General features: G+C 33.2%; 19 protein-coding genes. 7 read left to right on the top strand and 12 right to left on the bottom strand.

Annotated elements, in window-relative coordinates; all coding sequences use genetic code 11:
• Positions 1-64: 64 nt before the first annotated feature.
• From QO190_RS10150 to QO190_RS10135, 4 genes are all read right to left on the bottom strand, one after another.
• The gene (locus QO190_RS10150; protein ID WP_371461446.1) at positions 65-2,056 is read right to left on the bottom strand and encodes a prolyl oligopeptidase family serine peptidase; all 1,992 of its coding nucleotides are present in this window, start codon (positions 2,054-2,056) and stop codon (positions 65-67) included.
• Positions 2,057-2,082: 26 nt separating this feature from the next.
• Positions 2,083-2,610 carry a DUF1697 domain-containing protein gene (locus tag QO190_RS10145; protein WP_371461447.1) on the bottom strand — a complete coding sequence of 176 codons (528 nt, stop codon included), beginning with the start codon at positions 2,608-2,610 and terminating at the stop codon, positions 2,083-2,085.
• 9 nt (positions 2,611-2,619) lie between these two features.
• Positions 2,620-4,110: a hypothetical protein gene (locus QO190_RS10140; protein ID WP_371461448.1), complete on the bottom strand. Its 1,491-nt coding sequence runs from the start codon at positions 4,108-4,110 to the stop codon at positions 2,620-2,622.
• Between the two features lie 126 nt (positions 4,111-4,236).
• Positions 4,237-7,722: a DUF2723 domain-containing protein gene (locus tag QO190_RS10135; protein ID WP_371461449.1), complete on the bottom strand. Its 3,486-nt coding sequence runs from the start codon at positions 7,720-7,722 to the stop codon at positions 4,237-4,239.
• 271 nt (positions 7,723-7,993) lie between these two features.
• On the opposite strand from QO190_RS10135, the gene QO190_RS10130 reads away from it, so the two are divergent.
• The 4 genes from QO190_RS10130 (at position 7,994) to QO190_RS10115 (ending at position 13,141) form a co-directional block, all read left to right on the top strand.
• On the top strand, positions 7,994-9,031 hold the full coding sequence (locus QO190_RS10130; protein WP_371461649.1) for a PLP-dependent cysteine synthase family protein: 1,038 nt from the start codon (positions 7,994-7,996) through the stop codon (positions 9,029-9,031).
• Between the two features lie 74 nt (positions 9,032-9,105).
• Positions 9,106-10,380 carry an aminotransferase class I/II-fold pyridoxal phosphate-dependent enzyme gene (locus tag QO190_RS10125; RefSeq protein WP_371461450.1) on the top strand — a complete coding sequence of 425 codons (1,275 nt, stop codon included), beginning with the start codon at positions 9,106-9,108 and terminating at the stop codon, positions 10,378-10,380.
• Between the two features lie 66 nt (positions 10,381-10,446).
• Entirely contained in the window at positions 10,447-10,857 is a 411-nt protein-coding gene (gene rnk / locus QO190_RS10120) for a nucleoside diphosphate kinase regulator (RefSeq protein WP_371461451.1), read from the top strand.
• Between the two features lie 94 nt (positions 10,858-10,951).
• A complete protein-coding gene (locus QO190_RS10115) occupies positions 10,952-13,141 on the top strand; it encodes a radical SAM protein (RefSeq protein WP_371461452.1) in 2,190 nt (729 codons plus the stop codon).
• Between the two features lie 53 nt (positions 13,142-13,194).
• Here QO190_RS10115 and QO190_RS10110 read toward each other — a convergent pair whose 3' ends face one another.
• Positions 13,195-13,479, bottom strand: a complete 285-nt coding sequence (locus QO190_RS10110; protein WP_104792726.1) for a F0F1 ATP synthase subunit epsilon — start codon at positions 13,477-13,479, stop codon at positions 13,195-13,197.
• Between the two features lie 85 nt (positions 13,480-13,564).
• Positions 13,565-15,073 (bottom strand): F0F1 ATP synthase subunit beta, encoded by a 1,509-nt coding sequence (atpD, locus tag QO190_RS10105; protein WP_213195886.1) that lies wholly within the window; start codon positions 15,071-15,073, stop codon positions 13,565-13,567.
• Between the two features lie 104 nt (positions 15,074-15,177).
• Between atpD and QO190_RS10100 the strand changes: the two genes are divergently transcribed.
• The gene (locus QO190_RS10100; protein WP_371461454.1) at positions 15,178-16,104 is read left to right on the top strand and encodes a bifunctional riboflavin kinase/FAD synthetase; all 927 of its coding nucleotides are present in this window, start codon (positions 15,178-15,180) and stop codon (positions 16,102-16,104) included.
• An 87-nt stretch (positions 16,105-16,191) separates the two neighbouring features.
• Complete coding sequence (locus QO190_RS10095; protein WP_371461456.1) at positions 16,192-16,950, top strand: TerC family protein; 759 nt, start codon at positions 16,192-16,194, stop codon at positions 16,948-16,950.
• A gap of 34 nt (positions 16,951-16,984) precedes the next feature.
• Here the strand turns inward: QO190_RS10095 and QO190_RS10090 are convergent, their stop codons facing one another.
• Positions 16,985-17,338 carry an MmcQ/YjbR family DNA-binding protein gene (locus tag QO190_RS10090; protein ID WP_371461458.1) on the bottom strand — a complete coding sequence of 118 codons (354 nt, stop codon included), beginning with the start codon at positions 17,336-17,338 and terminating at the stop codon, positions 16,985-16,987.
• Between the two features lie 114 nt (positions 17,339-17,452).
• Here QO190_RS10090 and QO190_RS10085 point away from each other — a divergent pair, with 114 nt between their 5' ends.
• A complete protein-coding gene (locus QO190_RS10085) occupies positions 17,453-18,109 on the top strand; it encodes an NAD(P)H-binding protein (protein WP_371461460.1) in 657 nt (218 codons plus the stop codon).
• Between the two features lie 49 nt (positions 18,110-18,158).
• Here QO190_RS10085 and QO190_RS10080 read toward each other — a convergent pair whose 3' ends face one another.
• The 5 genes from QO190_RS10080 to QO190_RS10060 all read right to left on the bottom strand — a co-directional run bounded on the left by QO190_RS10080 (position 18,159) and on the right by QO190_RS10060 (position 23,519).
• The gene (locus QO190_RS10080) at positions 18,159-18,695 is read right to left on the bottom strand and encodes a glutathione peroxidase (protein ID WP_104792800.1); all 537 of its coding nucleotides are present in this window, start codon (positions 18,693-18,695) and stop codon (positions 18,159-18,161) included.
• A gap of 91 nt (positions 18,696-18,786) precedes the next feature.
• Positions 18,787-19,449, bottom strand: a complete 663-nt coding sequence (locus tag QO190_RS10075) for an outer membrane lipoprotein-sorting protein (protein WP_371461461.1) — start codon at positions 19,447-19,449, stop codon at positions 18,787-18,789.
• A 100-nt stretch (positions 19,450-19,549) separates the two neighbouring features.
• Positions 19,550-20,332: a 3-deoxy-manno-octulosonate cytidylyltransferase gene (gene kdsB, locus QO190_RS10070; protein WP_371461462.1), complete on the bottom strand. Its 783-nt coding sequence runs from the start codon at positions 20,330-20,332 to the stop codon at positions 19,550-19,552.
• A gap of 96 nt (positions 20,333-20,428) precedes the next feature.
• Entirely contained in the window at positions 20,429-21,682 is a 1,254-nt protein-coding gene (locus QO190_RS10065; RefSeq protein ID WP_371461464.1) for a pyridoxal phosphate-dependent aminotransferase, read from the bottom strand.
• 124 nt (positions 21,683-21,806) lie between these two features.
• Entirely contained in the window at positions 21,807-23,519 is a 1,713-nt protein-coding gene (locus QO190_RS10060; RefSeq protein ID WP_371461466.1) for a phospho-sugar mutase, read from the bottom strand.
• Between the last annotated feature and the right edge of the window lie 75 nt (positions 23,520-23,594).

The following is a 23,594-nucleotide window of genomic DNA, read 5'->3' as shown; positions in this document are numbered from 1 at the left end:
ACAAAAAAAGAAAAACGGGCTAAAGCCCGTTTCTATTGATAAAATAAAAATTTATTTCTGATTTCTACAAAGTTTCTTTCAACCAATCGAAGAATTCTCTTTGCCAAACTAAACCATTTTGAGGATGTAAAACCCAGTGGTTTTCGTTAGGAAAATAAAGGAATTTGGTTTTCAGACCTTTCATTTTTGCTGCTTGAAAAGCTTCCTGACCTTGTTCATAACCTACTCTGAAATCCAGTCCTCCTTGAATCACCATAATTGGTTTATTCCATTGGTCTACAAAATTGATTGGGTTAAAATCGGTATACGCTTTTGGTAAAGGGTTTTCCCAAGGTGAACCTAAATCCCAATTTGCAAACCACAATTCTTCAGTTGTTCCGTACCATGATTTCATATCAAACAATCCGTCATGAGCAATGAACGTTTTGAATCTATTTTCGTGAACTCCAGCCAACATGAAGACACTGTAACCACCGTAACTAGCTCCTACTGCAGCCATTCTATCACCATCTACATAAGGTAAAGTTTTTGCGAAATCTGCCGCTGCTAAATAATCTCTGATCGGCTGTCCTCCCCAATCTTTAGAAATATCTTCGTTCCATTTGGTTCCCCAACCTGGCATTCCTCTTCTATTTGGCGCTACTACGATGTAATCATTTGCAGCCATTAAAGCAAAATTCCAACGGGTAGAGAAAAATTGAGTCAATGCAGATTGTGGACCTCCTTGACAATATAAAAGTGTAGGATATTTCTTATTTGGGTCAAAATTCGGTGGATAATGGAACCAAACTCCCATTTCTTTACCATCTGAAGTTTTCACCATTTTCAGTTCAGATTTTCCTTGAGATAATTTAGCGTAAGTGCTTTCATTTACAGAAGTTAACTGCAACATACTTCCGTCTTTTACATTAACTTTAAATAAATCTGCATTATGATTAATATCTGTTCTGGTTACCAAAATGTTTCCGCTTTGGAAGGCAATAATTTCATTCACATCAAAATTACCACCAGAAATTTGCTTCACTTTACCATCTAAACCGATGTGGAAAAGCTGTTTCACACCTCTGTAAGCCGTAGAAAAATAAATATTTTTAGAATCTGGACTCCATGCTATATCACCTACTACGCTTTCGTCCCAAGATTTAGTAAGATTTGTGATTTTTTTAGAAGCCAAATCCATCACTACAATGTCATTTTTGTCTGCTTCATAACCATCTCTCGCCATAGATTGCCAAAGCAAAGATTTTCCATCTGGCGAAAACTTAGGATTAACATCATAACCCATCATTCCTTCTGTCCAGTTTTCGGTTTTACCAGAAGCTAAATCATAAGCGTAAATATCTGTATTAGTGCTGGTTGCATAATCTTTGCCTGATTTTTTCTTGCAAACGTATAAAACTTTAGAAGAATCTGGACTCCACACGAAATCTTCGCTTCCACCATGAGGTTTTTGAGGAGAATCAAAAGGTAAATTTTCTAATAAATCTTTAGCTTTAGCAACATCTTCGCCAACATTGGCAACGAAAACGTGATTGTATTTCCCTTCGTTCCAAGCGTCCCAATGTCTATGGTTAAGGTCTGTATAAATTTGAGCCGTAGTTTTAGGAAGGTCAGAATATTTATCTTTTCCTAACAATTTTTCTACGTGAACCGACTTACTAAAAGCGATTTTTTTGCCATCTGGAGAAATGATAATATTGTCTGCATCACCAATGGTATAAAATTCAGTCCAAGTTAATCCTCTGTCTTTAGAAATATAGATTTTATCGCCTTCTGAAGCGTAAATTCCGTTTTTGTCCCACTGAATTAAAGATTTTTTACCAAAATCAACTTTAGAAGTTTGATTTTTTGACAAATCGTAGTAAAAGTGTTCTTTATTAGTCTTTTCGGTTTTTAAATCTACTTTTCCTACGCTGTAGAATAAACCAGATTGAGACGGTTCTACTGCGGTAACCGAGAATTTATTAAGCGTCCAGAGAATTTCTGGCGTCATTACCTGTTGTGCTTTCATAAGGAAAGGTGCTGCTAAAGCGATAATTGTATGTTTTAGTTTCATTTTATAATGATTTTAGCGGTCTAAAATTACTTAAATTTATTGACAATTTTTTCGATAGTATTGATATTTCGGCTGGTTAAAATATTTTTAAAAGATTTCTTTCCCAAAATCTTACCAAACTCACTGTCAAGCGTATTTCCTTTAGGAATTTTCCAATAAAAATTACCGTTAATTAATTTGGCTTCTTCCTGCTCTTGATGATTGGTTTTTAGAAATTCTTGCATCAAAAGATTTTCGTCTCCAGAATTACAAATAAAACTGTAAATATGTAGATTTTCGTCTTTCTCAAAAGGAGAATTTTCTAAAATTTCCTTCACTTCTTCATCAGTTTTTAAAAACAAAAAAGCTTCGTATTGAAAATGCTCGGAAAGTGATTTTTCCAGTTTTTGTTTTAAATTTTCTGGAGTTTCATCAGACTCAAATAAAATATTTCCTGTTGCCAAAACGCTAGAAACGTCTTTCATTCCTGCTTTTTTGAAAACATCACAGACTTCTGCCATTTTCATTGCAGTTCCGTTTACGTTTACGCCGCGTAAAAAAGCACAGTATTTCATTAAGTAAATTTATTTTCTTTCGTGGAGATTATAATCTGTTCCAGAAGGTTTTAATCTGTATATTTTTTCCAAAATTTTATTGTCAGAATTCAAGTGATTTTTAATTCTAAATTCCTTCAATAATTGATAATTTTCTTGATAAAAACCACCATCTTTTCCTTCAAATAAATTTTTTGGAGCCAATAAATACTTTGGTTTTCTTTTTTCGACGGTATTTTTCCAATAATTGGCTTTGTCTTTTTTGATTTCGGTTTGAATTTCTTTATCCACCAAACCGACTTCATCTATCGCCTTTAAACCTGAAAAATAAGGAATATAACCTGCTGGTTCTAGCAAAATGTATTGATTTTTATCTTTTTCGTAGTCTTTTAGAAACAAACCAATGCTTCTTCTGTAATTCCACTCTCCGTTTCCTGTGGCGATAGAATGAATCGTTTGAAAAGCTTCCATCGGTAAAATATAAAAAATGACAAGCAGAGAAATCCACCAAAATTTATAAGTTTTTTGCTCTAAAACAAATACCAAAATTACTGCAAAAAGCAAAATCTGTGGAACCCAATAATACCAATCAAAATAACTTCTTTGTGAAATAAAAATCAATTTTTTTGTCCAGCCAAAAAGGAAAATTATCCAGATGTAAAGGTTTTTACTTTTTCTCTTCGAAACGATATATAAAAACGCTAAAAGCTCGAAAACTAAAACTAAAATCGTGAAAGGATTAAAATCTCCTGGAAGTTTCAGCATTCCCCAGAAATTACCATAATTCATTAGGAAATATTTCCATTGGAGTGCCAAACTCATGTTTTTTGCATACGTCACACTTTTGGCAACAATGGTATTATTCACCAATTCACCGAAGTAAAACCAGTTGAAACTCATCAAAACGGCAACTCCTAAAATTCCACCTAAAATGTAGAACCAACGAATTTTTTTATTCCAAATAATATCGACCAAAAAGACAATTCCTAAGAAAATCACTGTATCTATTCTGGTGAAAAGAATAAGAATGGGGAGAAGAATTTGCGCCCAGATTTTATTTTGCTTGAACCCAAAATACAACAAAGCCATTTCTAAAAAGAACAGAATTCCGTATTCCATTCCGAGAATTGAAATTTTGATAGATGGTGGCAAAATGCCAAATAAAAAAATAAAAATTGCTTGATGTACAGGATTTTCGAGGATTAATTTTGAAAGAAAATAGCTCCCAATCGTAAACAAAAATGAATTGAAAATCAATAATGGATATATGAAGTTTTCTTTGCCAAAAACCAAGTTAAAAACATAAGAAACAAACACATACAAATGCGTAGTAGAAGCAGAAATTTTAGTTTCTCCATTGAAACCAATAACACCGTAATCCAATAAGTTTTGCGCAACTCTCCACGTGATAAAAGCATCTTCCTGAATGTGATGCGTGAGCAAAAAAACGAGTTTTACCAAAACGGTAAAAACTACTGCCAAAAGAGGAAATTTCGCGTACTTCTGTAAAGTTTCAGACATTTTTTCGTGTAAATTTCTACAAATATAGTTTTAAAAAATTCGCTGTCAAAGATTTTAGACTTTCAGTCATAAAAAAATCCGTCAGAAAATTTCTAACGGATTTTATATAGAATTTTAATTAAAAAACTAGTTTGTAGCTTTCATCATTTGTCTGGTGATTTCCGCTTCTTTTTCTTTTGGATAAGTAGAATCATAAGGTTTCATCACTTCGAACAAATAAGAATAAAACGGTGTGATTTTTTGTACTTTCTCAGCTTCGTTGAAGGCTTTTTCTTTTCCTGCCATCTGTAAATCACTAATGAAGTTTTTAAATCTCTTGTCAATTGGTTCAATGGATTTTAACAAGTAGTTGTAACCTTTATCTTTTTGACCGATTTTCTTATACGCATCAGAAACTGCTCCTGTTACCAATGAATACAAGATGGGTTGAGCATTCATCTGTTTTTTCACATATTTTTGTTCATACTTAGAAAGTGACAAATAATAGTCATATTCTTCGAAAATATCTCTTTTTAATTGCTCTGCCAATTTCAATCCTTTTTGTTCTTGACCTGCAACAATATATCCATAAATCATTGCACTTAGAGAACGAGGATCGTTATATTTGGTAGAAGGAATTTCTCTGCTAGCTAAATCTAAAACTTCGATTGCTTTTGCTTTTTTACCTTCTAAAGTTAATGCTTCTGCTGCTCTACTTGCAGAACTTCTGTAACTTACGATGTTCTGTGTACAAGTTTCGTCCATGTGAACATTTAGATTTTTGAAATTGCCCCATTTGTAATTTTTGACAATTTTATATAAATCTTCAGCGTCTACTCTTCCCATTTCGCCATCTTCTCTTTCTTCTGTTTTAATAGGAACCAGTCTATAACTGAATCCATCAAACTGGAGATATTCTTTCAAATAGAAAATGTTTTCGTCATCATAAATTCCACCCACTGAGAAATTGATAGGACGTTTCCAATCGAAATTCGCCAAAATATCCATCAAAATATAATTGGCTTTAAACATATTTCCTCTTCTGTAATCTATGGTAATTTGGTCTACTGTATTCGGTAAATCTTTAGCAGAAATGATTCCAGATTTTACCGCATTTGCTTTATTTACAGGCAAAACAAATCTAGAAACAGGCAAGAAATTAAAACGTTCATATTTATCTTCTCCAAAAAGTAATTTTAAAATTTCATCTTTTTCTGGACTTCTTTTTCTTAAGAAATTTACGGCGTCTTTGATGTTCATAGAATCTTGAACCATATATTTTTTGTAAGGCTCAAATAAACTCTCTGGAACTCCAGCATCTACACTATTTTGAATGAAATTTTTCCAATCTTCTGCAGAAAGTAAAACTACTCGATAATTGGTTCCATCTCTGTATTCTTCGTGCGTAAGAACTGACGGAACTGGCATTGAATTGTATGTTCTGCGTTTTACTTGGTCAATATTCCAAGGTGTTCCTAGAAGCGTGAAATTCACCACTTTTACATCATCTCTGAATCGCTCCGTTTCTTGTAATCCCCAAATTGGATACGTATCATTATCACCATAAACAAAGAAAATATCATTTTTTGGAAGAGATTTTAATGAAGAATAAGCAAAATCATAAGCTGCATAACGTTCACTTCTATCGTGAGAATTATAATTCTGGAAGCCCATCATCAATGGAACTCCTAATAAAACAATTCCAGTAATCCAAGTAGCTGCATTTGATTTAATTTTTTCTTGTAAATACCAAAGAATTGCTGCAGCTCCGAAACCTATCCAAATGGCAAAGGCGTAGAAACTTCCTACCATTGCGTAATCTCTTTCTCTTGGTTCAAAAGGTTTTACACCAGTATAGAAAATAATTCCAAAACTGGTTAACACAAATAAAGAAAGTATTGCCCAGAATCTTCCAAAATCTTTATTAAACTGGAAAAACGCTCCCAAAAGTCCTAAAATCAATGGTAAAAAGAAGAAATAGACCGTGCTTTCATTTTTGAATTTTGCAGGCATATCTTTTTGGCTTCCCCATAAATTGTCATCAATTATAGAAATACCAGAAATCCAGTTTCCATTGGTGTTTTCCATGTGACCTTCTAAATCATTCTGTCTTCCTACAAAATTCCACATGAGATATCTTACAAAATAATATCCAATTTGAAATTCTACAAAATATGTAAGATTCTGTGCTAATGTAGGTCTATGAACCTTGATTAAATCATATTCTCTGGCTTGTTTGTAATCTTCAAGCGTAATGCTTCCGTCTTCAAATTTTTGTCTTAATTGGTCAAAAACTTCTTTAGCCTGAGGATTATCTGCAATATCTTGATTGTCATAATTGAATTCAAAATCTGGCGCTCCATACATAGAAATGTAATTGCTCATCACGGTTTCATCTTCATTGAACATTCTCGGCATAATGCTTACATGTTCTTTAGAATAAACGTAGTTAAAACGTTCTCCTACAATATCATAACGACCAGTTTTTTCGTTTTTTTCGTAAACATCACCTGTTTTTTGCGTTTTGTAACTACCATCATCATTTTTTTCAATACCATAATTGTCTAAATATGCGGTATAGTTTTGTCCGTAAAATGTGGGCCAATCTCCGTATTGCTCACGATTGTAATAATCTAGCATTCCGATGGCGTTATCTGGATCATTAAGGTTCATTGGCGGATTTGCATTCGCTCTAATCGGAATGACTAACCAACAAGAAAAACCAATAATCATGTAGATTACTGACAGTGCAATAGTTTGATATAATTTGCTTTTAGATTTTCTAGCATAAGAAATTCCTACATACATTAAAGCAAACAAAATGATGAATGCAGCAATAGTTCCTGAATGGAAAGGTAAGCCTAATCCATTAACAAAGAAAATTTCAGATTTACCGAAAAGACTCATGATAATTGGGAAAATCCCTTTGAAAACTACTGCTAAAATGAAAAGTGTCACCAAATTAGCAATGATAAAACTCTTCCAAGTAAATTCATAATTTCTAGCGTAATACACCAAACAAACGGCTGGAACTGCTAACATCACCATCATGTGAACTCCCACAGAAAGCCCAGTAATGAAGAAAATTAGAATGAGCCAACGTTCATTATCACTGTCATGATATTCGTTTTCCCATTTGGTAATGAGCCAAACCAAAAGTGCAATAAACATAGACGACATAGAATAAACCTCTCCTTCTACCGCAGAAAACCAAAAGGTATCTGAAAAAGTAAAAGCTAAAGCACCAATGACACCAGCAAATAGAATGGCAATTTCGTCTGAAACGGTTACGTCTTCGAAGTCTTTATTCAAAAGTCTTCTTACGAAATGCGTAATCGTCCAAAATAAAAATAATATGGTGAATGCACTGAAAAGCGCAGACATAGCATTGATAATTATAGAATATTTAGAACCATCTCCGAAGCCAAAAATAGCTGCAACAGCACCCATTAATTGAAATAATGCAGCACCAGGAGCGTGCGTAACTTCTAATTTTACAGCAGATGAAATGTATTCTCCGCAGTCCCAAAAACTAAAATTAGGTTCAATAGTAGATAAATAGGTGAAAAATGCAATGGCAAAAACCACCCAACCTAAAATGGTGTTCCATTTTTTGAAAGTCCAATTCTTCATAGAAATTTTTAAAAATTTACAATGTTGCGAAATTAAGTTTTTTTATTCTGATATTTTCTAAAACATAGATTTATTAAGAATATTTTAAGAAAAAAAATGAAAAAATAAATTTAAACATTTGTTTGGCTTAAAATTTGGTAAAGAATTGAACAAAAAACATGAAAAAAATCATTTCTATTTGCTTTCCGTTCAAAATGTTAGGACAAAATGATAAATTTATTTGATTTTTTTCTTATTTTTGCAATCGGTTTTTTAGAGAAAAATGAAGAAAATGACGAACGTTTTTGATAATATTCTCGGGTTAATTGGTAATACTCCAATGGTGAAACTTAATGAAGTAACTAAGAATATTCCAGCAAAAGTTTATGCTAAAATAGAATCTTTTAATCCGGGGCATTCTACTAAAGATAGAATCGCGCTTCATATTATAGAAGCTGCCGAAAGAAAAGGTCTTTTAACTCCTGGTGCTACTATCGTAGAAACCACTTCTGGAAATACGGGCTTTTCTATCGCTATGGTAAGTATTATAAAAGGATATAAATGTATTCTTTCTGTAAGTGATAAAACCAAGCCAGAAAAAATTGCTTATCTTAAAGCTTTGGGTGCTACTGTATACGTTTGTCCTGCTTCTGTTCCTGCAGACGATCCTCGTTCTTATTATGAAGTAGCGAAAAGAATTGCAGCAGAAACACCTAATTCTATTTACATCAATCAATATTTTAACGAGCTGAATATTGACGCACATTATTCTTCTACTGGTCCAGAAATTTGGGAACAGACAGAAGGAAAAATCACTCATCTTTTTGCTTGTACAGGAACTGGTGGAACACTTTCTGGTTCTGCTAAATTTTTAAAAGAAAAAAATCCTGATATCAAAATTATTGGTGTAGATGCAGATGGTTCTATCCTAAAAACCTATCACGAAACAGGTGAAATAGACCCTTCTGAAATTCATTCATACCAAATTGAAGGTTTAGGTAAAAACCTTATTCCATCCGCTTTACTTTTTGACAGAATAGACCATTTTGTAAGAGTAAATGATGAAATGAGCGCTTATTGTACTAGAGAAATAGCACTTAAAGAAGCGATTATGGGCGGTTATACTACTGGAGCTGTTTTACAAGCACTTAGACAATATGCTCACGCAAATCCTTTTTCAGAAAACGATTTAGTAGTCCTAATTTTCCCTGACCACGGTTCTAGATACATTACCAAAGTATACAGTGATAAATGGATGGAAGAACAAGGATTCATCAATAATTGTGTCCATAATTACGAAGAAGTTTTTAAAACAGAATACATTAAATAAATATAGAATTCAGATGTCCTTCTTGGCATCTGATTTTTTTAAAATTTAAAATACAAATCTACAATATCATCGAAATGAAAGATATTTTTGAAAGAATTAAAGAAAATCCTGGTCCTCTAGGTCAATTTGCAGATTATGGTGAAGGTTATTTCATTTTTCCAAGATTGGAAGGCCCAATTGGTCCTAGAATGAAATTCCAAGGAAAAGAAGTTATTTTTTGGAGTGCAAATGATTATTTAGGACTTTGTAATCACCCAGAAGTTCTAGAAGCTGACGCTAAAGCAGCTGCAGAATACGGAATGTTCTATCCGATGGGAGCTAGAGCAATGTCTGGTGAAACAGAACAACACTTACAATTAGAAAGAGAATTAGCTGATTTCGTAGGCAAAGAATCTGCTTATTTATTGAATTTTGGTTACCAAGGAATGGTATCTACAATTGATGCTTTGGTTTCTAGACATGATGTAATTGTTTATGATTCTAATTCTCACGCTTGTATTGTAGATGGAGTTCGTCTTCACATGGGAAAAAGCTTCATGTTCCGTCATAACGACATGGATAGCTTCGAAAAAAATATTAAAAGAGCTACTAAAGTTGCAGAAGAAAACGGCGGAGGTATTTTAGTAATCACTGAAGGAGTTTTCGGGATGACTGGTCAACAAGGAAAGCTTAAAGAAATTGCAGAATTCAAAAAACAATACAGTTTCCGTTTATTAGTAGATGATGCTCATGGTTTCGGTACTTTAGGAAAAACTGGAGCTGGAGCTGGAGAAGAGCAAGGTTGCCAAAACCAAATTGATGTGTACTTCTCTACTTTTGCTAAATCTATGGCTGGTTTCGGTGCATTTATCGCTGGAAACAAAGAAATCATCAGATACTTAAAATTCAATCTTCGTTCTCAAATTTTCGCAAAATCATTGACGATGCCAATGGTAATTGGAGGTTTAAAAAGATTAGAACTTTTAAGAACAAGACCAGAAATCAAAGCTAAACTTTGGGAAAACGTAGAAAAACTACAAAAAGGATTATTAGACAGAGGTTTCAACCTTGGAAATTCTAACACTTGTGTTACTCCTGTTTTCATGCAAGGGACACCAGTAGAAGCTACTCTTCTAGTTAAAGATTTAAGAGAAAATTTTGGAATATTCACTTCTGTAGTAGTATATCCAGTAATTCCAAAAGGAAGCATTCTTCTAAGATTAATTCCTACAGCTTCTCACACAGATGCTGAAATCAATGAAACTCTTGCTGCTTTTGAAGCTATTCACGATAAATTAGTGAATGGTGTTTACAAGCAACAAGCTGAAAAATTATTAGAAGAACAAAATTTGAGTTTTAAACCGCTTTAATTTTTATTAAAATAAAAAATTGAAACCGTTTGGAACTCCAAACGGTTTTTTTAATGCATAAATATTATGAAAAAAGTAACTCTAACTAAGAATGATTACACTAGAATTTACAAAGCCATCACTGATGCTAAAAATTCTAAAACCATTAACAGCAATGAGGCCGAAAAGCTTTTGTCTGAGCTAAGTAAAGCAGAAATTGTACCTTCAGAAAATATTGATAAGGATGTAGTCACTATGAATTCTGAAGTAAAACTTTTTTTTGAAAATACTCAAAAAGAGCAATCCTTTAAAATTGTATATCCACAAGATGCCAATCTAAAAGAAAATAAAATCTCCATTTTTTCACCTATTGCTACAGCATTAATTGGTTACAAAATCGGTGACGAAATAGAATGGATTGTTCCTGGCGGAATGACCAAAATAAAAATTGTAGATCTTATTTATCAGCCAGAAGCAGCTGGAGATTTTGATTTATAAAATTCAATGAATTATAATCCGTGAGAAACTCTTCTGACGGATTTTTTATTCCAAAAATCTATAGGAAAATCATACCTTTGCAAAAATTCATTTTTTGAAAGATTTACTGCTCATCACTCCTCCATTTACCCAACTCAATACGCCGTATCCTGCAACTGCGTACTTGAAAGGATTTCTTAATACCAAAAATATTTCGAGTTATCAAATCGATTTGGGAATTGAAGTCATCTTAGAAATTTTTTCCAAAAAAGGAGTAACCCAAATTTTTAACGTAAAGCCTGAAAATTTATCTGAAAACACTCAGAGAATTTTTGCGTTAAAAGAAGAATACATCAAAACCATAGATGAAGTTATTGCTTTTCTTCAAAACAAAAAACCAACACTTGCAAGACAAATTTGCAGCATGAATTTCTTGCCAGAAGCTTCCAGATTTAATCAGTTAGATGATATGGAATACGCTTTTGGAAACATGGGATTACAAGACAAAGCAAAACATCTCGCTACCCTTTATTTAGAAGATTTATCAGATTATATTGTAGAAAATATTGATGAAAATTTTGGATTTAGCAGATATGCAGAACGATTAGGAAGAAGTGCTAATTCGTTTGACGAGTTATATCAAAAACTCCAATCAGAAAAAACTTTTGTAGATAACTTTACAGTTGAAATTTTATATAAAAAACTTCTCGAAACGCAGCCGAAACTGGTTTGTTTTTCCGTTCCCTTTCCTGGTAATTTGTATTCAGCATTTAGATGCGCTCAATATATCAAAAATCATTATCCAAACATTAAAACAGCTTTTGGAGGTGGTTTTGCCAATACAGAACTTAGGGATTTAAAAGACAAAAGAGTTTTTGAATTTTTTGATTTCATCACATTAGACGATGGCGAACTGCCAATAGAATTGCTCTTTGAAAACGTCTGTCATTCTGAACATAGTGAAGCATCTTTATTCAAGCGAACCTTCCTATTAGAAAATGGAGAAGTTGTTTATAAAAACAATTCAGAAAGACACGATTATAAACAAGCCGAAATCGGGACGCCAGATTACACAGATTTACCTTTAGATCAATACATTTCTGTAATAGAAATCGCAAATCCTATGCACAGTTTGTGGAGTGATGGAAGATGGAATAAACTCACAATGGCTCATGGTTGTTATTGGGGAAAATGTACTTTTTGCGATATTTCGCTCGATTATATCAAAATTTATGAGCCTATTGCTGCTAAAATTTTGGTTGACAGAATGGAAGAACTCATTGAAAAAACAGGAGAAAACGGTTTTCACTTTGTAGATGAAGCAGCACCTCCAGCTTTAATGCGAGAAGTGGCTCTTGAAATTTTGAGAAGAAAACTCGTGGTAACTTGGTGGACCAATATTCGATTTGAAAAAAGTTTTACACGAGATTTATGCTTTTTATTGAAACTTTCAGGCTGTGTAGCGGTTTCTGGCGGTTTAGAAGTAGCATCGGACAGATTATTAAAACTCATTAACAAAGGAGTTTCAGTTGCTCAAGTTGCCAAAGTTACCAGAAATTTTACCGAAGCAGGAATTATGGTTCACTCCTATTTAATGTACGGTTATCCTACACAAACAGAAAAAGAAACCATCGATTCTTTGGAAATGGTTCGTCAAATGTTCGAAATGGGGATTTTACAAAGTGGATTTTGGCATCAATTTGCCATGACCGCGCATTCTCCTGTTGGGAAAAATCCTGAAGAATTTGGCGTAATTCCTCATCTAAAAGAGATTACTTTTGCCAACAACGATGTAGAATTTCAAGATAAAACCGGAATCGACCACATTAAATTTAGTTTTGGACTCAAAAAATCGCTGTTTAATTATATGCACGGAATTTGTTTTGAAAATTCACTGCAAGAATGGTTTGATTTTAAAATTCCGAAAACTACCATTCATCCTGATTATATTCACGATTGTCTTTTAGAAGAAGACAACTTTAGCACCAAACCAAATGCTAAAATTATTTGGGCAGGAGCGAAACCTTTGGTAGAGTTTTTCACGAAGTCAAAAAAAGGAAATTCTTGGGAAATGGCAACACTTACCTTCCATGAAAAGACCAATGTTTTCAGTATCAATTTAGAAAAAGAAAAAGCAATTTGGTTAATAGAAACAATTGACGAAATGTCTATTCATGCTGATAAAAACATAACATTCAATCAGTTAAAAGCAAAATATGAATTAGATTTTGATGATTTCGAATTGTTTTGGTATTCTAAACCGATGCAAATTTTGAAAGAAAACGGAGTTATCTTAACCTTATAAAAACAAAAAACTCGAGCAAAATTGCTCGAGTTTTTATTTTATTGTGAAGAATTTTAATCACAAAGGATAATTCCTTTATCATTACTAAATTCTACTACACCACTGTTGATTGAATAAGAAAAAACACTGTTCTTTTCGTTTTCTTTGGTAAAGAATTTTGCAAAATTTTCATTCTGAATTTCATTTGTGAAAACTCTTACTTTACCATTCACTAAAGAAGAAACAATAGCGGCGTGGTTTTTCATGATATGGAAATCACCATTTTTTCCAGGAAGAAGAACTGAATCTACTTCACCATCAAAAACTACAAATTCCGGAGTTAATATTTTAATATTCATTTCTTTTCAAATTATAGATTATAGATTTTAAATTTTAAATTGTTGAAATCAAATCTAAAATCTAAAATTTAACATTTAAAATTTATTAAGCGTTTTCAGCAAGCATTTTTTGACCTGCTTCGATAGCTTCTTCGATAGTTCCTTTCAAGTTGAAAGCAGCTTCTGGTAAGTGATCTAACTCACCATCGATGATCATGTTGAAACCTTTGATAGTATCTTTGATATCTACTAAAGCTCCTTTAAGACCTGTAAATTGCTCTGCAACGTGGAAAGGTTGAGATAAGAATCTCTGTACTTTTCTAGCTCTATATACTACTAATTTATCTTCTTCAGAAAGTTCTTCCATACCAAGGATTGCGATGATATCTTGAAGCGCTTTATATCTTTGAAGAATTTCTTTTACTCTCTGAGCTGTATCATAATGCTCATTTCCTAAAATTTCTGGAGTTAAGATTCTAGAAGTAGAAGCTAATGGATCTACTGCTGGATAAATACCTAATGAAGCAATTTTTCTATCTAATACGGTAGTGGCATCTAAGTGAGCAAACGTAGTTGCTGGAGCCGGGTCAGTTAAGTCATCCGCAGGAACGTAGATTGCTTGTACAGAAGTAATAGAACCGTTTTTAGTAGAAGTAATTCTTTCTTGCATTGCTCCCATTTCAGAAGCAAGAGTTGGTTGGTAACCTACTGCAGAAGGCATACGTCCTAAAAGTGCAGATACCTCAGAACCAGCTTGTGTAAATCTAAAGATATTATCTACGAAGAATAATACGTCTCTACCTTGACCTGATTCACCACCATCTCTGAAATATTCAGCAACAGTAAGACCAGAAAGTGCTACTCTAGCTCTTGCACCAGGAGGTTCGTTCATCTGTCCGAAAACGAAGGTACATTTAGAATCTTTCATTTCTTCTAAATCTACTTTAGATAAATCCCATCCACCTTCTTCCATAGAGTGCATGAAACCTTCACCATATTTAATGATACCAGATTCTAACATCTCTCTAAGAAGGTCGTTTCCTTCTCTTGTTCTTTCACCTACACCAGCGAACACAGATAAACCACCGTGTCCTTTAGCAATATTATTGATTAATTCTTGAATTAATACTGTTTTTCCTACACCAGCACCACCGAATAAACCAATCTTACCACCTTTTGCATAAGGTTCGATAAGGTCGATTACTTTGATACCAGTAAATAAAACTTCAGCCGAAGTAGAAAGCTGATCGAAATGAGGAGCTTCTCTGTGGATTGGCAAACCGCCATCTTTAGATAAATTAGGAAGTCCGTCAATTGCATTACCTACTACGTTAAAAAGTCTTCCGTTTACACCATCACCTGTAGGCATGGTAATTTGGTTTCCTGTTCCTACAACTTCTTGCCCTCTTTGTAAACCGTCAGTAGCGTCCATTGAGATACATCTTACCATATCTTCACCAATGTGTTGTTCTACTTCTAATACAACAGTTTCTCCGTTTGATTTTTTAATTTCAAGAGCATCATAAATTTTTGGTAATTCTTCTACTTCTTGAAAAAGAACGTCTATAACTGGACCGATAATTTGTGAAATTTTCCCTTTAATTTGGTTTGCCATTGCTTTATTTTTTCTTGTGGTGCAAATATAGTGATTCTCTTCAAAATACATAATCAAAAATCAATATTTTTTTTCATCTTTGCACACAGAAAATGTAAGCGGTTTTGAAACTCATAGAAGATTTAAATTTTTATCACGAAAAATCTCCTAAAGTTCTTTCTTTAGGAATGTTTGACGGAGTTCATCTCGGTCATATTTCCATCATCAATCAATTGAAAGACACGGCAAAAAAAAATAATTTAGAGACTTCTTTGCTCACCTTTTGGCCTCATCCTAGGAAAATTTTCAACCCAAATGACGACCTTAAACTGCTCAACACATTAGAAGAGAAACTTTTTTTACTAGAAAAGTCTGGAATTGACATTTTATTTTTACAAAAATTTGATGAACATTTCAGAAACTTAACTGGCGAAGAATTTATCCGTGAAATTCTCATCAAAAAACTGAATGTAAAACACATTATCATAGGTCACGACCACGTTTTCGGGAAAAATAAATCTGGAAACTTCGAATTGCTTCAAAAGCTTTCTTCCGAATTAGATTTTACTGTAGAGCAACTACAAGCCATCAAAAATGAAGACGATTTCAATATCAGTTCTACTAAAATTAGAAATTGCTTAGGAAACGGAAACATCGTGGGCGCCAATAAAATGCTGGGTTATTCCTACTCTCTTTCTGGAAAAGTAATTGACGGGAAAAAGCTGGGAAGAACAATAGGTTATCCTACTGCAAATCTAGAAATAAACGAACTGAAACTCTTGCCTAAAAAAGGGGCTTATATTGTAGAGGTTTTTGTGAAAGACCAATTTTACAAAGGCATGATGAGCATTGGCACTAATCCTACTGTAAATGGAGATAGACTTACTGCAGAAGTATACATTTTAGATTTCAATCAAGAGATTTACGGCGAAGTTATCACTGTGAAATTCAGAGATTTTCTACACGAAGAAATTAAATTTGAATCGCTAGAAAAACTTATCGAAAGATTAGATGAAGACAAGGTTTTGACCGAAAATTTTAACTTTAGTTAAGAATTAAGTTCATCTATACATTCAATCGCCATTTTTTATAAACTTTCATAAATTTCTATAGTTTTGCAGGAATCATAAAATAAAACTATGGAAGCAGAAATTATTATTTCTTTACTTACCCTTATTGCACTAGAAACCGTTCTAGGAATAGACAATGTAATCTTCATTTCTATTTTGGCAAATAAATTACCTATAAATCAACAGAAAAAAGCCAGAAGAATCGGGCTCATTCTTGCTGGAGTGATGAGACTTGGTTTATTACTCTTGATTAGTCAAATTATGAAACTAGACCAAGATTTATTTACCGTTTTCGAAACGGGAATCTCAGGTAAAGATTTGATTTTAATTCTTGGAGGTTTATTCCTACTCTACAAAAGCACCGCCGAAATTTATCATAAAATGGAAGGCGAAGATGGTGATGTAACTAAAACCATGATTGTAACGAGTTTCGGACAAGTGATTTTCCAAATTTTATTAATGGATTTGGTGTTCTCTGTCGACTCTATTATTACTGCAGTAGGAATGGTAAAAGAAGTTTGGGTAATGTATGTAGCGGTGATTGTAACGGTGATTATCATGCTATTTGCTGCAGAACCTATCAGCAATTTCGTGAATAAACATCCTGCTTTTAAAATTTTAGCACTTTCATTCTTGCTATTGATTGGTTTTTCACTAATCGTGGAAGGTTTTGGCAAAGAAATTCCGAAAGGTTATATTTACTTTGCGATGGCATTTTCACTTTTGGTAGACATTATTCAAATGAAAACGACCAAAAAATCTGAACCTGTACATCTTCACGAACATTACAAAGAAGAAGAACAGCATCTTGATAAAGATGTTTTATAAAGCACAAAGCATTCAGAAATTCTGAATGCTTTTTTTATGAACTTAAAATTTCTTCTTTTATTTTCTTTGTTAAACTTTCATACACCAATTGATAAGAATCATCAATGAGTTTTTTGATGAATTCTGGCTTCAATCCTTCGCAAATTACAGAATTCCAATGCGTTTTATTCATATGATAGGCTCCTGAAATTTGGTAATATTGCTCTCGCAGTTCTTCGTTGTAATCTGCAGTATTTTTTGCCGAAAAGACCAATGGTTGATTTTCTAAAGCCATTAATAGAAACATTTTACCACCTACTTTAAAGACTAAAGTAGTTTCATCAAACGGAAAACCTTCCGTAACTCCTTTTTTGTTGAGACAATATTCTCTTATTTCTTCGGCTAACATTTTAGTAGTTGGTAGTTAGTATTTTGGTAATTAGACTTTCTTATTCTCAATTAAAACAAATTTACTAAATTTATACTCATAAAGATCAACACTAACTACCAATTACTTAAAAATATGAAGGCTTTAATTATAGGAGCAACTGGCGCTACAGGAAAAGATTTGGTTCAAAAACTAAGTCAAGACAAAGATTTCGAAGAAATTCATGCTTTTGTAAGAAAACCTGTAACACCTATTTCTGAAAAAGTGAAATTTCATGTAGTAAATTTCGAAAAGACAGAAGAATGGAAAGATTTGGTACAAGGTGATGTCGCTTTTTCTTGCCTCGGAACTACCTTGAAAGATGCAGGAAGCAAGGAAGCACAGCGAAAAGTAGATTTTGATTATCAATTGCAATTTGCCAAAACTGCCAAAGAAAATGGCGTGGAAGATTTCGTTTTGGTTTCTGCTTATGGAGCCAATCCTAATTCTAAAATCTTCTACTCTAGAATGAAGGGCGAATTAGAAGAAGAAGTAAAAAAGCTTCATTTTAATAAAATTACCATTTTCCAACCTGGAATGCTTGATCGAAAAAACACTGACAGAACTGGCGAAGTTTTAGGAGCTAGAATTATAAAATTCGTCAATAAATTTGGCGTTTTAGAATCTCAAAAACCATTGCCAACAGACATTTTAGCACAAGCTTTAGTGAATTCATCTAAAATAAAATCTTACGGATATTCTAAAATAAAATTAGGCAGTATTTTCAGTTTTGCAGAAAAAAATAAGAATTAGGTTTTAGGGATTAGGTTTTACTTTATCCAAAGCCCTAATCCCTAAAAGACTATTTAAAATATTTCGTAATAGATTCAGAAGTAGGTTTTGTAGTACTTACAAAAGTATCAATCAACTCACCTTTTTCGTTAAGCAAAAATTTCTCGAAGTTCCAAAGAATGGTAGTACTTTTTACTCCGTTTAGTTTTTTGTCTGTTAAAAATTTAAAAATGGGAGCAATATCTTTTCCTTTCACAGAAACTTTAGCCGCCATCGGAAAGGTAACGCCGTAATTTTTTTTGCAAAAAGCACCAATTTCTTCATTGCTTCCAGGTTCTTGCCCACCAAAATTGTTTGCAGGAAAACCTACAATCACCAATTGGTCTTTGTACGTTTCGTACAACTTCTGTAAACCTTCATATTGTGGCGTAAAACCACATTCTGACGCTGTGTTTACAATCAAGATTTTCTTGCCTTTAAACTTAGAAAAATCAATGGTTTTACCGTCTAAAGCTTTCACTTTAAAAGAATGAATGGATTTTGCTTGTTGCGCCTGCGAAGAAAAAAGTCCAAAAAATGCCATAAGAATAAATAATATTTTTTTCATTTTGATTTTATTTGATTTCAAATTTAGTCATAAAAAAACTGCAAAATCCATAGAAATTGCAGTCATAGAAATTTTTTATCGTAAAGTTTTATTAGAACTTAAAAGTATTGGCTGGAAATGCTTTGTTGACTTCAATTTTATAAAGAATCATCACATAATCTCCTTCTTTTTTCGGCGTAGTTGCTTCAATTCTGAAAGGCATTACCAAATTATTCACTTTTTTGAAATCAGAATACACCAACGTTTCGTCTTTCTTTTCTTCTTTTAACAGTAAAAAGTTCTGAACATCAAAATAATAAACAGTTTTATTCACATTTTTGGTGAGTTCTACCTTATAACAGTCTCTTTCTCCTACTTTTTCTTTACCAAGAACTTGTGCGGTAAAACCTTTGTTTTCGTAATCGATGAAATCTGTGTCAAAGCTTTCTGGAACGTAATTTTTTTGAATCTGAAGTTTATTCACCACGTAATTCATCGCGTAACCATTTTTACCATCATATCCTTCTATTACATTTTCTTTATTCCCGATGAATACTACTGTTTTCGTAAGATTAGGTCTTTGTTGATAAATTCTCATAGGATATTCATCATTTACGCCCAGAATTACTTTTCCTTGTAAGATAATAGAATTCAGCAGTTTCCAGTTGGTTAAGCCTCCTGTTAACTCTATATTTTTATCAATAATTTGTTTAGCAGTTTGCGCCGAAAATATGGTGGTTACTAGAATTGTAGCGATTAATAGTATCTTTTTCATTCAATCTTTTTTACGAAGTTTCAAATATAAAGTTTTTGTGTTAAGTTCCAATTTTCAACACCCTTTTTTTTGAAATATTTATATCAACAGCATAACTTTTTTATGACGTTTTCGTTTCACTATTCAGAATAGCTTTCGCTTTTTCTAAATCTTCGGGAACATCTATACCAACTCCTACAAAATCTGTTTCTACCATTTTGATTTTCATTCCGTTTTCCAGATAACGAATCGCTTCTATTTTTTCTGAAATTTCAAGTGGAGTCATCGCCAAATTTGCAAATTTCAACAATGCTTCTTTCCTGAAAGCGTAAACACCAATATGTTTGTAATATAGGTGTTCTACAGAGGTTTCTCTAGGATAAGGAATTACAGAACGACTGAAATACATCGCAAAATTCTGTAAATCTGTAATGACTTTTACATTATTCGGATTTTCAATTTCTTCTTTTTCCTTTAACCTGATTTTAAGAGAAGCCAATGAAATTTCTTTGTCTACATCATTTTTAAAAACTTGAATCAATTGTTTCAAAGGTTCAGTTTTCAGGAAAGGTTCGTCACCTTGAACATTAATCACAATATCGCAATCAATATTTTGAACCGCTTCTGCTATTCTGTCGCTTCCCGTTTCGTGTTCACCCGTCATTACAGCTTTTCCACCGATTTTGGTGATTTCTTCAAAGATAATTTCAGAATCAGTCGCCACGAAAACCTCATCAAATAGCTGAGTTTCCAAAACGTTTTGATAAGTAGTAGCAATTACGGTTTTGTCGCCTAAAATCTGCATTAATTTCCCAGGAAATCTACTTGCAGCATAGCGAGCTGGAATGACAGCGATAATTTTAAGCGTTTCGAGTTCCGAGTTTCTGGTTCCGAGATTATTCATTATTGAATTTGAAAATTTTATTTAAAAAATATCGCTGATTGAGCTTATTTAGCAGATTAAAATCCTCTAAATTTACTCAATCAGCGAGAGATAAATTTATTTTAATTTAGCTAAAGCATTTTCAAGTTTCGGGAACATTTTTTGTAAATCTTCTACTGAACAAGCGCCAACTGATGCTCTAAACCAAGGCATTTCTCTAGAATTTCCAAATGCTGAAAATGGCACTAATGCTACTCCTGCATTTTCGATTAAATAGAAAACTAAATCGGTAGAATCTTTCAGAACTTTTCCGTTTTCGGTGGTTTTTCCTACATAATCTAATTTAATGGTTAAATATAAGGCACCCATTGGTTTAATGCTATCTACCGCGAAATTTTTAGATTTCATTTCTTGAATTCCAGCATGTAGAACTTCTAAACTGTGCGCAATTTTACCTTTGAAATCATTCACAAATTCGTTTACAGCTGGTGTATTATCTAAAAATTCTGCTACGGCTTGTTGTTCTGGTTTCGGCGCCCAAGCTCCAACGTGTGTTAATAGCGCTTTCATTCTATCAATCACTTTAGTTGGTCCAAAACTCCATCCTACTCTAACTCCAGTTGCTGCGAAACATTTAGAAGTTCCATCGATATAAATGGTGTAATCTCTAAGTTCTGGATAAAGAGAAACCGGATTAAAATGTTCTGAATCACCAAACGTAAGCATTGCATAAATTTGGTCGTACATTAAGTAAAGTGGCTTTTCGCCTTCTCCTCTTTTTTTATTTTCTGCAATTACCGCCTCACAAATTTCTGAAAGTTGCTCTTTGGTAAACATGGTTCCAGTTGGATTTAGCGGAGAACAAAGCGCCAATAAAACTGCACCTTCTAAATGTGGTGTAATCACATCGGCTGTCGGCAAAAAATTATCTTCTGGAGAAACTTCTAGTTCTACTGCATTGGCAGAAGTTAAGTAAGCGTAGTGGTTATTATTCCAAGAAGGAACGGCATAAACTACTTTGTCTCCTTCGTCTACAATAGTTTTAAAAGTAGCATAAATTAACGGTCTAGAACCGCCAGAAACCAAAATATCATCTGGAGAATAGTCTAAATTCCAACGAGATTTAATGTCTTTTGCTACTGCTTTTCTTAATGAAAGCAAGCCATTTGCAGGAGGATAATTGGTTAAATTATCTGCGTAAGCTTTCTGAATATTTTGTTTTAATCCTGCAGGAATAGGGTAAATGTTAGAATCTAAATCACCGATGGTGAGGTTGGCAATTTCAGCTCCTTGAGCTTTGAGTTCGTTTACTTGATTACCGATTTTAATAATTTCTGAACCGATAAGGTTTTGAGCGAGTTTTGAAACCACTTTTTATTAAGATTTTGTTGTTAATGATTTTTCAAATTTAAATAAAATAAAAAAGTTCACAAAAGATTAAAAACCTAAAGATTTGTTAAACTTCTGTGAACTTAAAAGCATTAGATTAAAATATTTATAGTTTTAAATCTTTTTTTACTTCATTGATTTTTTGTTCCAGAGAAGCTTGTTTAGCCTTGAAATCTGCTTCGTTTTCAATTTTATCTTTCACAGAAAAATAGAATTTAATCTTCGGCTCTGTTCCTGAAGGTCTGATACAAACTTTAGTTCCGTCTTCTGTGTAATAGATTAACACATTAGATTTCGGAATATCATTCATTACTTTTCTCTCTCCTGTAATTACATTAAGACAAGTTTGTTCTTGGAAATCTTTTACTTCCAAAACTTTAGAGCCTGCCAATTCTTTTACAGGATTTTCTCTGAAATCTACCATCATTTGAGCAATTTCTTCGGCACCAGTTCTTCCTTTTCTTACCACGTTCACCAAACCTTCTTGATACATACCTATTTCTTTGTAAATATCAATCATGTACTGATACATGGTTTTTCCTTGTGCTTTGCAAACGGCTGCAATTTCGCAAGCCAATAAAATAGAACCACAACTGTCTTTATCTCTTACGAAATCTCCTGTCATAAATCCGAAAGATTCTTCACCACCGCAAATGAATTTTTCTTGACCTTCTACATCACGAATCATTTTACCAATCCATTTGAAACCAGTTAATCCTACTTTGCAATCTACTCCGAATTTTTCAGCTACATCAAAGAAACAGTCAGAAGTTACAATCGTAGAACCGATGAACTCTTTTCCTGTAATTTTACCAGCTTTTTTCCATTGGTCAAGAATGTAATACGTCAAAATCATATTGGTTTGGTTACCATTCAACAACTGAATTTCGCCATCTAGATTTCTAACCGCAATTCCTAATCTGTCGCCATCTGGATCACAACCAATTACAATGTCACCATTCGTAATATTTGCCAAATCTACCGCCATAGAAAGCGCTTTTGGCTCTTCAGGATTTGGAGATTCTACCGTTGGGAAATTTCCAGAAGGAATCATTTGTTCTTTAACCAAATCTACTTTGGTGAAACCTGCTTTTGCTAAAGCTTTAGGAATCGTAGTATAAGTAGTACCGTGAATAGAAGTGAAAACGATGTTTACATTATCTCTTCCAATATTTTGGTACAATGAATTTTCCATACAAGTATCGATGTACACATCATCTTGCTCTTCGCCAATCCATTCGATTAAATCATCATTTCCGTTGAATTTAATTTCGTCGAATTTTGTAGCGTAAACTTCTTTGATGATATTTTCATCATTTGGTGGAACTACTTGTGCTCCATCATTCCAATATACTTTGTAACCGTTATATTCTGGTGGATTGTGAGAAGCCGTCAAAACGATTCCCGCATTACATTTTTTATCACGAACCGTGAAAGAAAGTTCTGGAGTTGGTCTGTGTTCTTTGAAAAGCAACACTTTAATTCCGTTTGCAGTAAGAACATCCGCACACATTTTTCCAAATTCTTTGGAATTATTTCTCACATCATAAGCAATTGCTACTTTTATTTCCTGATTTGGAAATTGTTGATGAAGATAATTCGCCAAACCTTGAGTTGCTTGTCCGAGTGTATATTTGTTTAATCTATTGGTTCCTACTCCCATAATTCCTCTCATTCCGCCAGTTCCGAATTCTAATTCTCTGTAAAAACTGTCTTCTAATTCTGGAGAATTGGTATCAATCCAATTCTGAACTGTTGCTCTGGTTTCTGCATCAAAAGTATCTGATAACCAAAGTTTTGCTTTTTCCAAAGTTGTCATATATTTAAATTTTTTGTTTTTTTAATTTTTAAATGTTCTGTCATTCTGAATGCAGTGAAACGGAATGAAGAATCT

Source organism: Cloacibacterium sp. Arc13 (genome assembly GCF_041431305.1).
Lineage (GTDB): Bacteria > Bacteroidota > Bacteroidia > Flavobacteriales > Weeksellaceae > Cloacibacterium > Cloacibacterium caeni_B.
The sequence above is the reverse complement of the archived record's forward strand: the minus strand, read 5'-3'. Positions and strand labels throughout refer to the sequence as shown.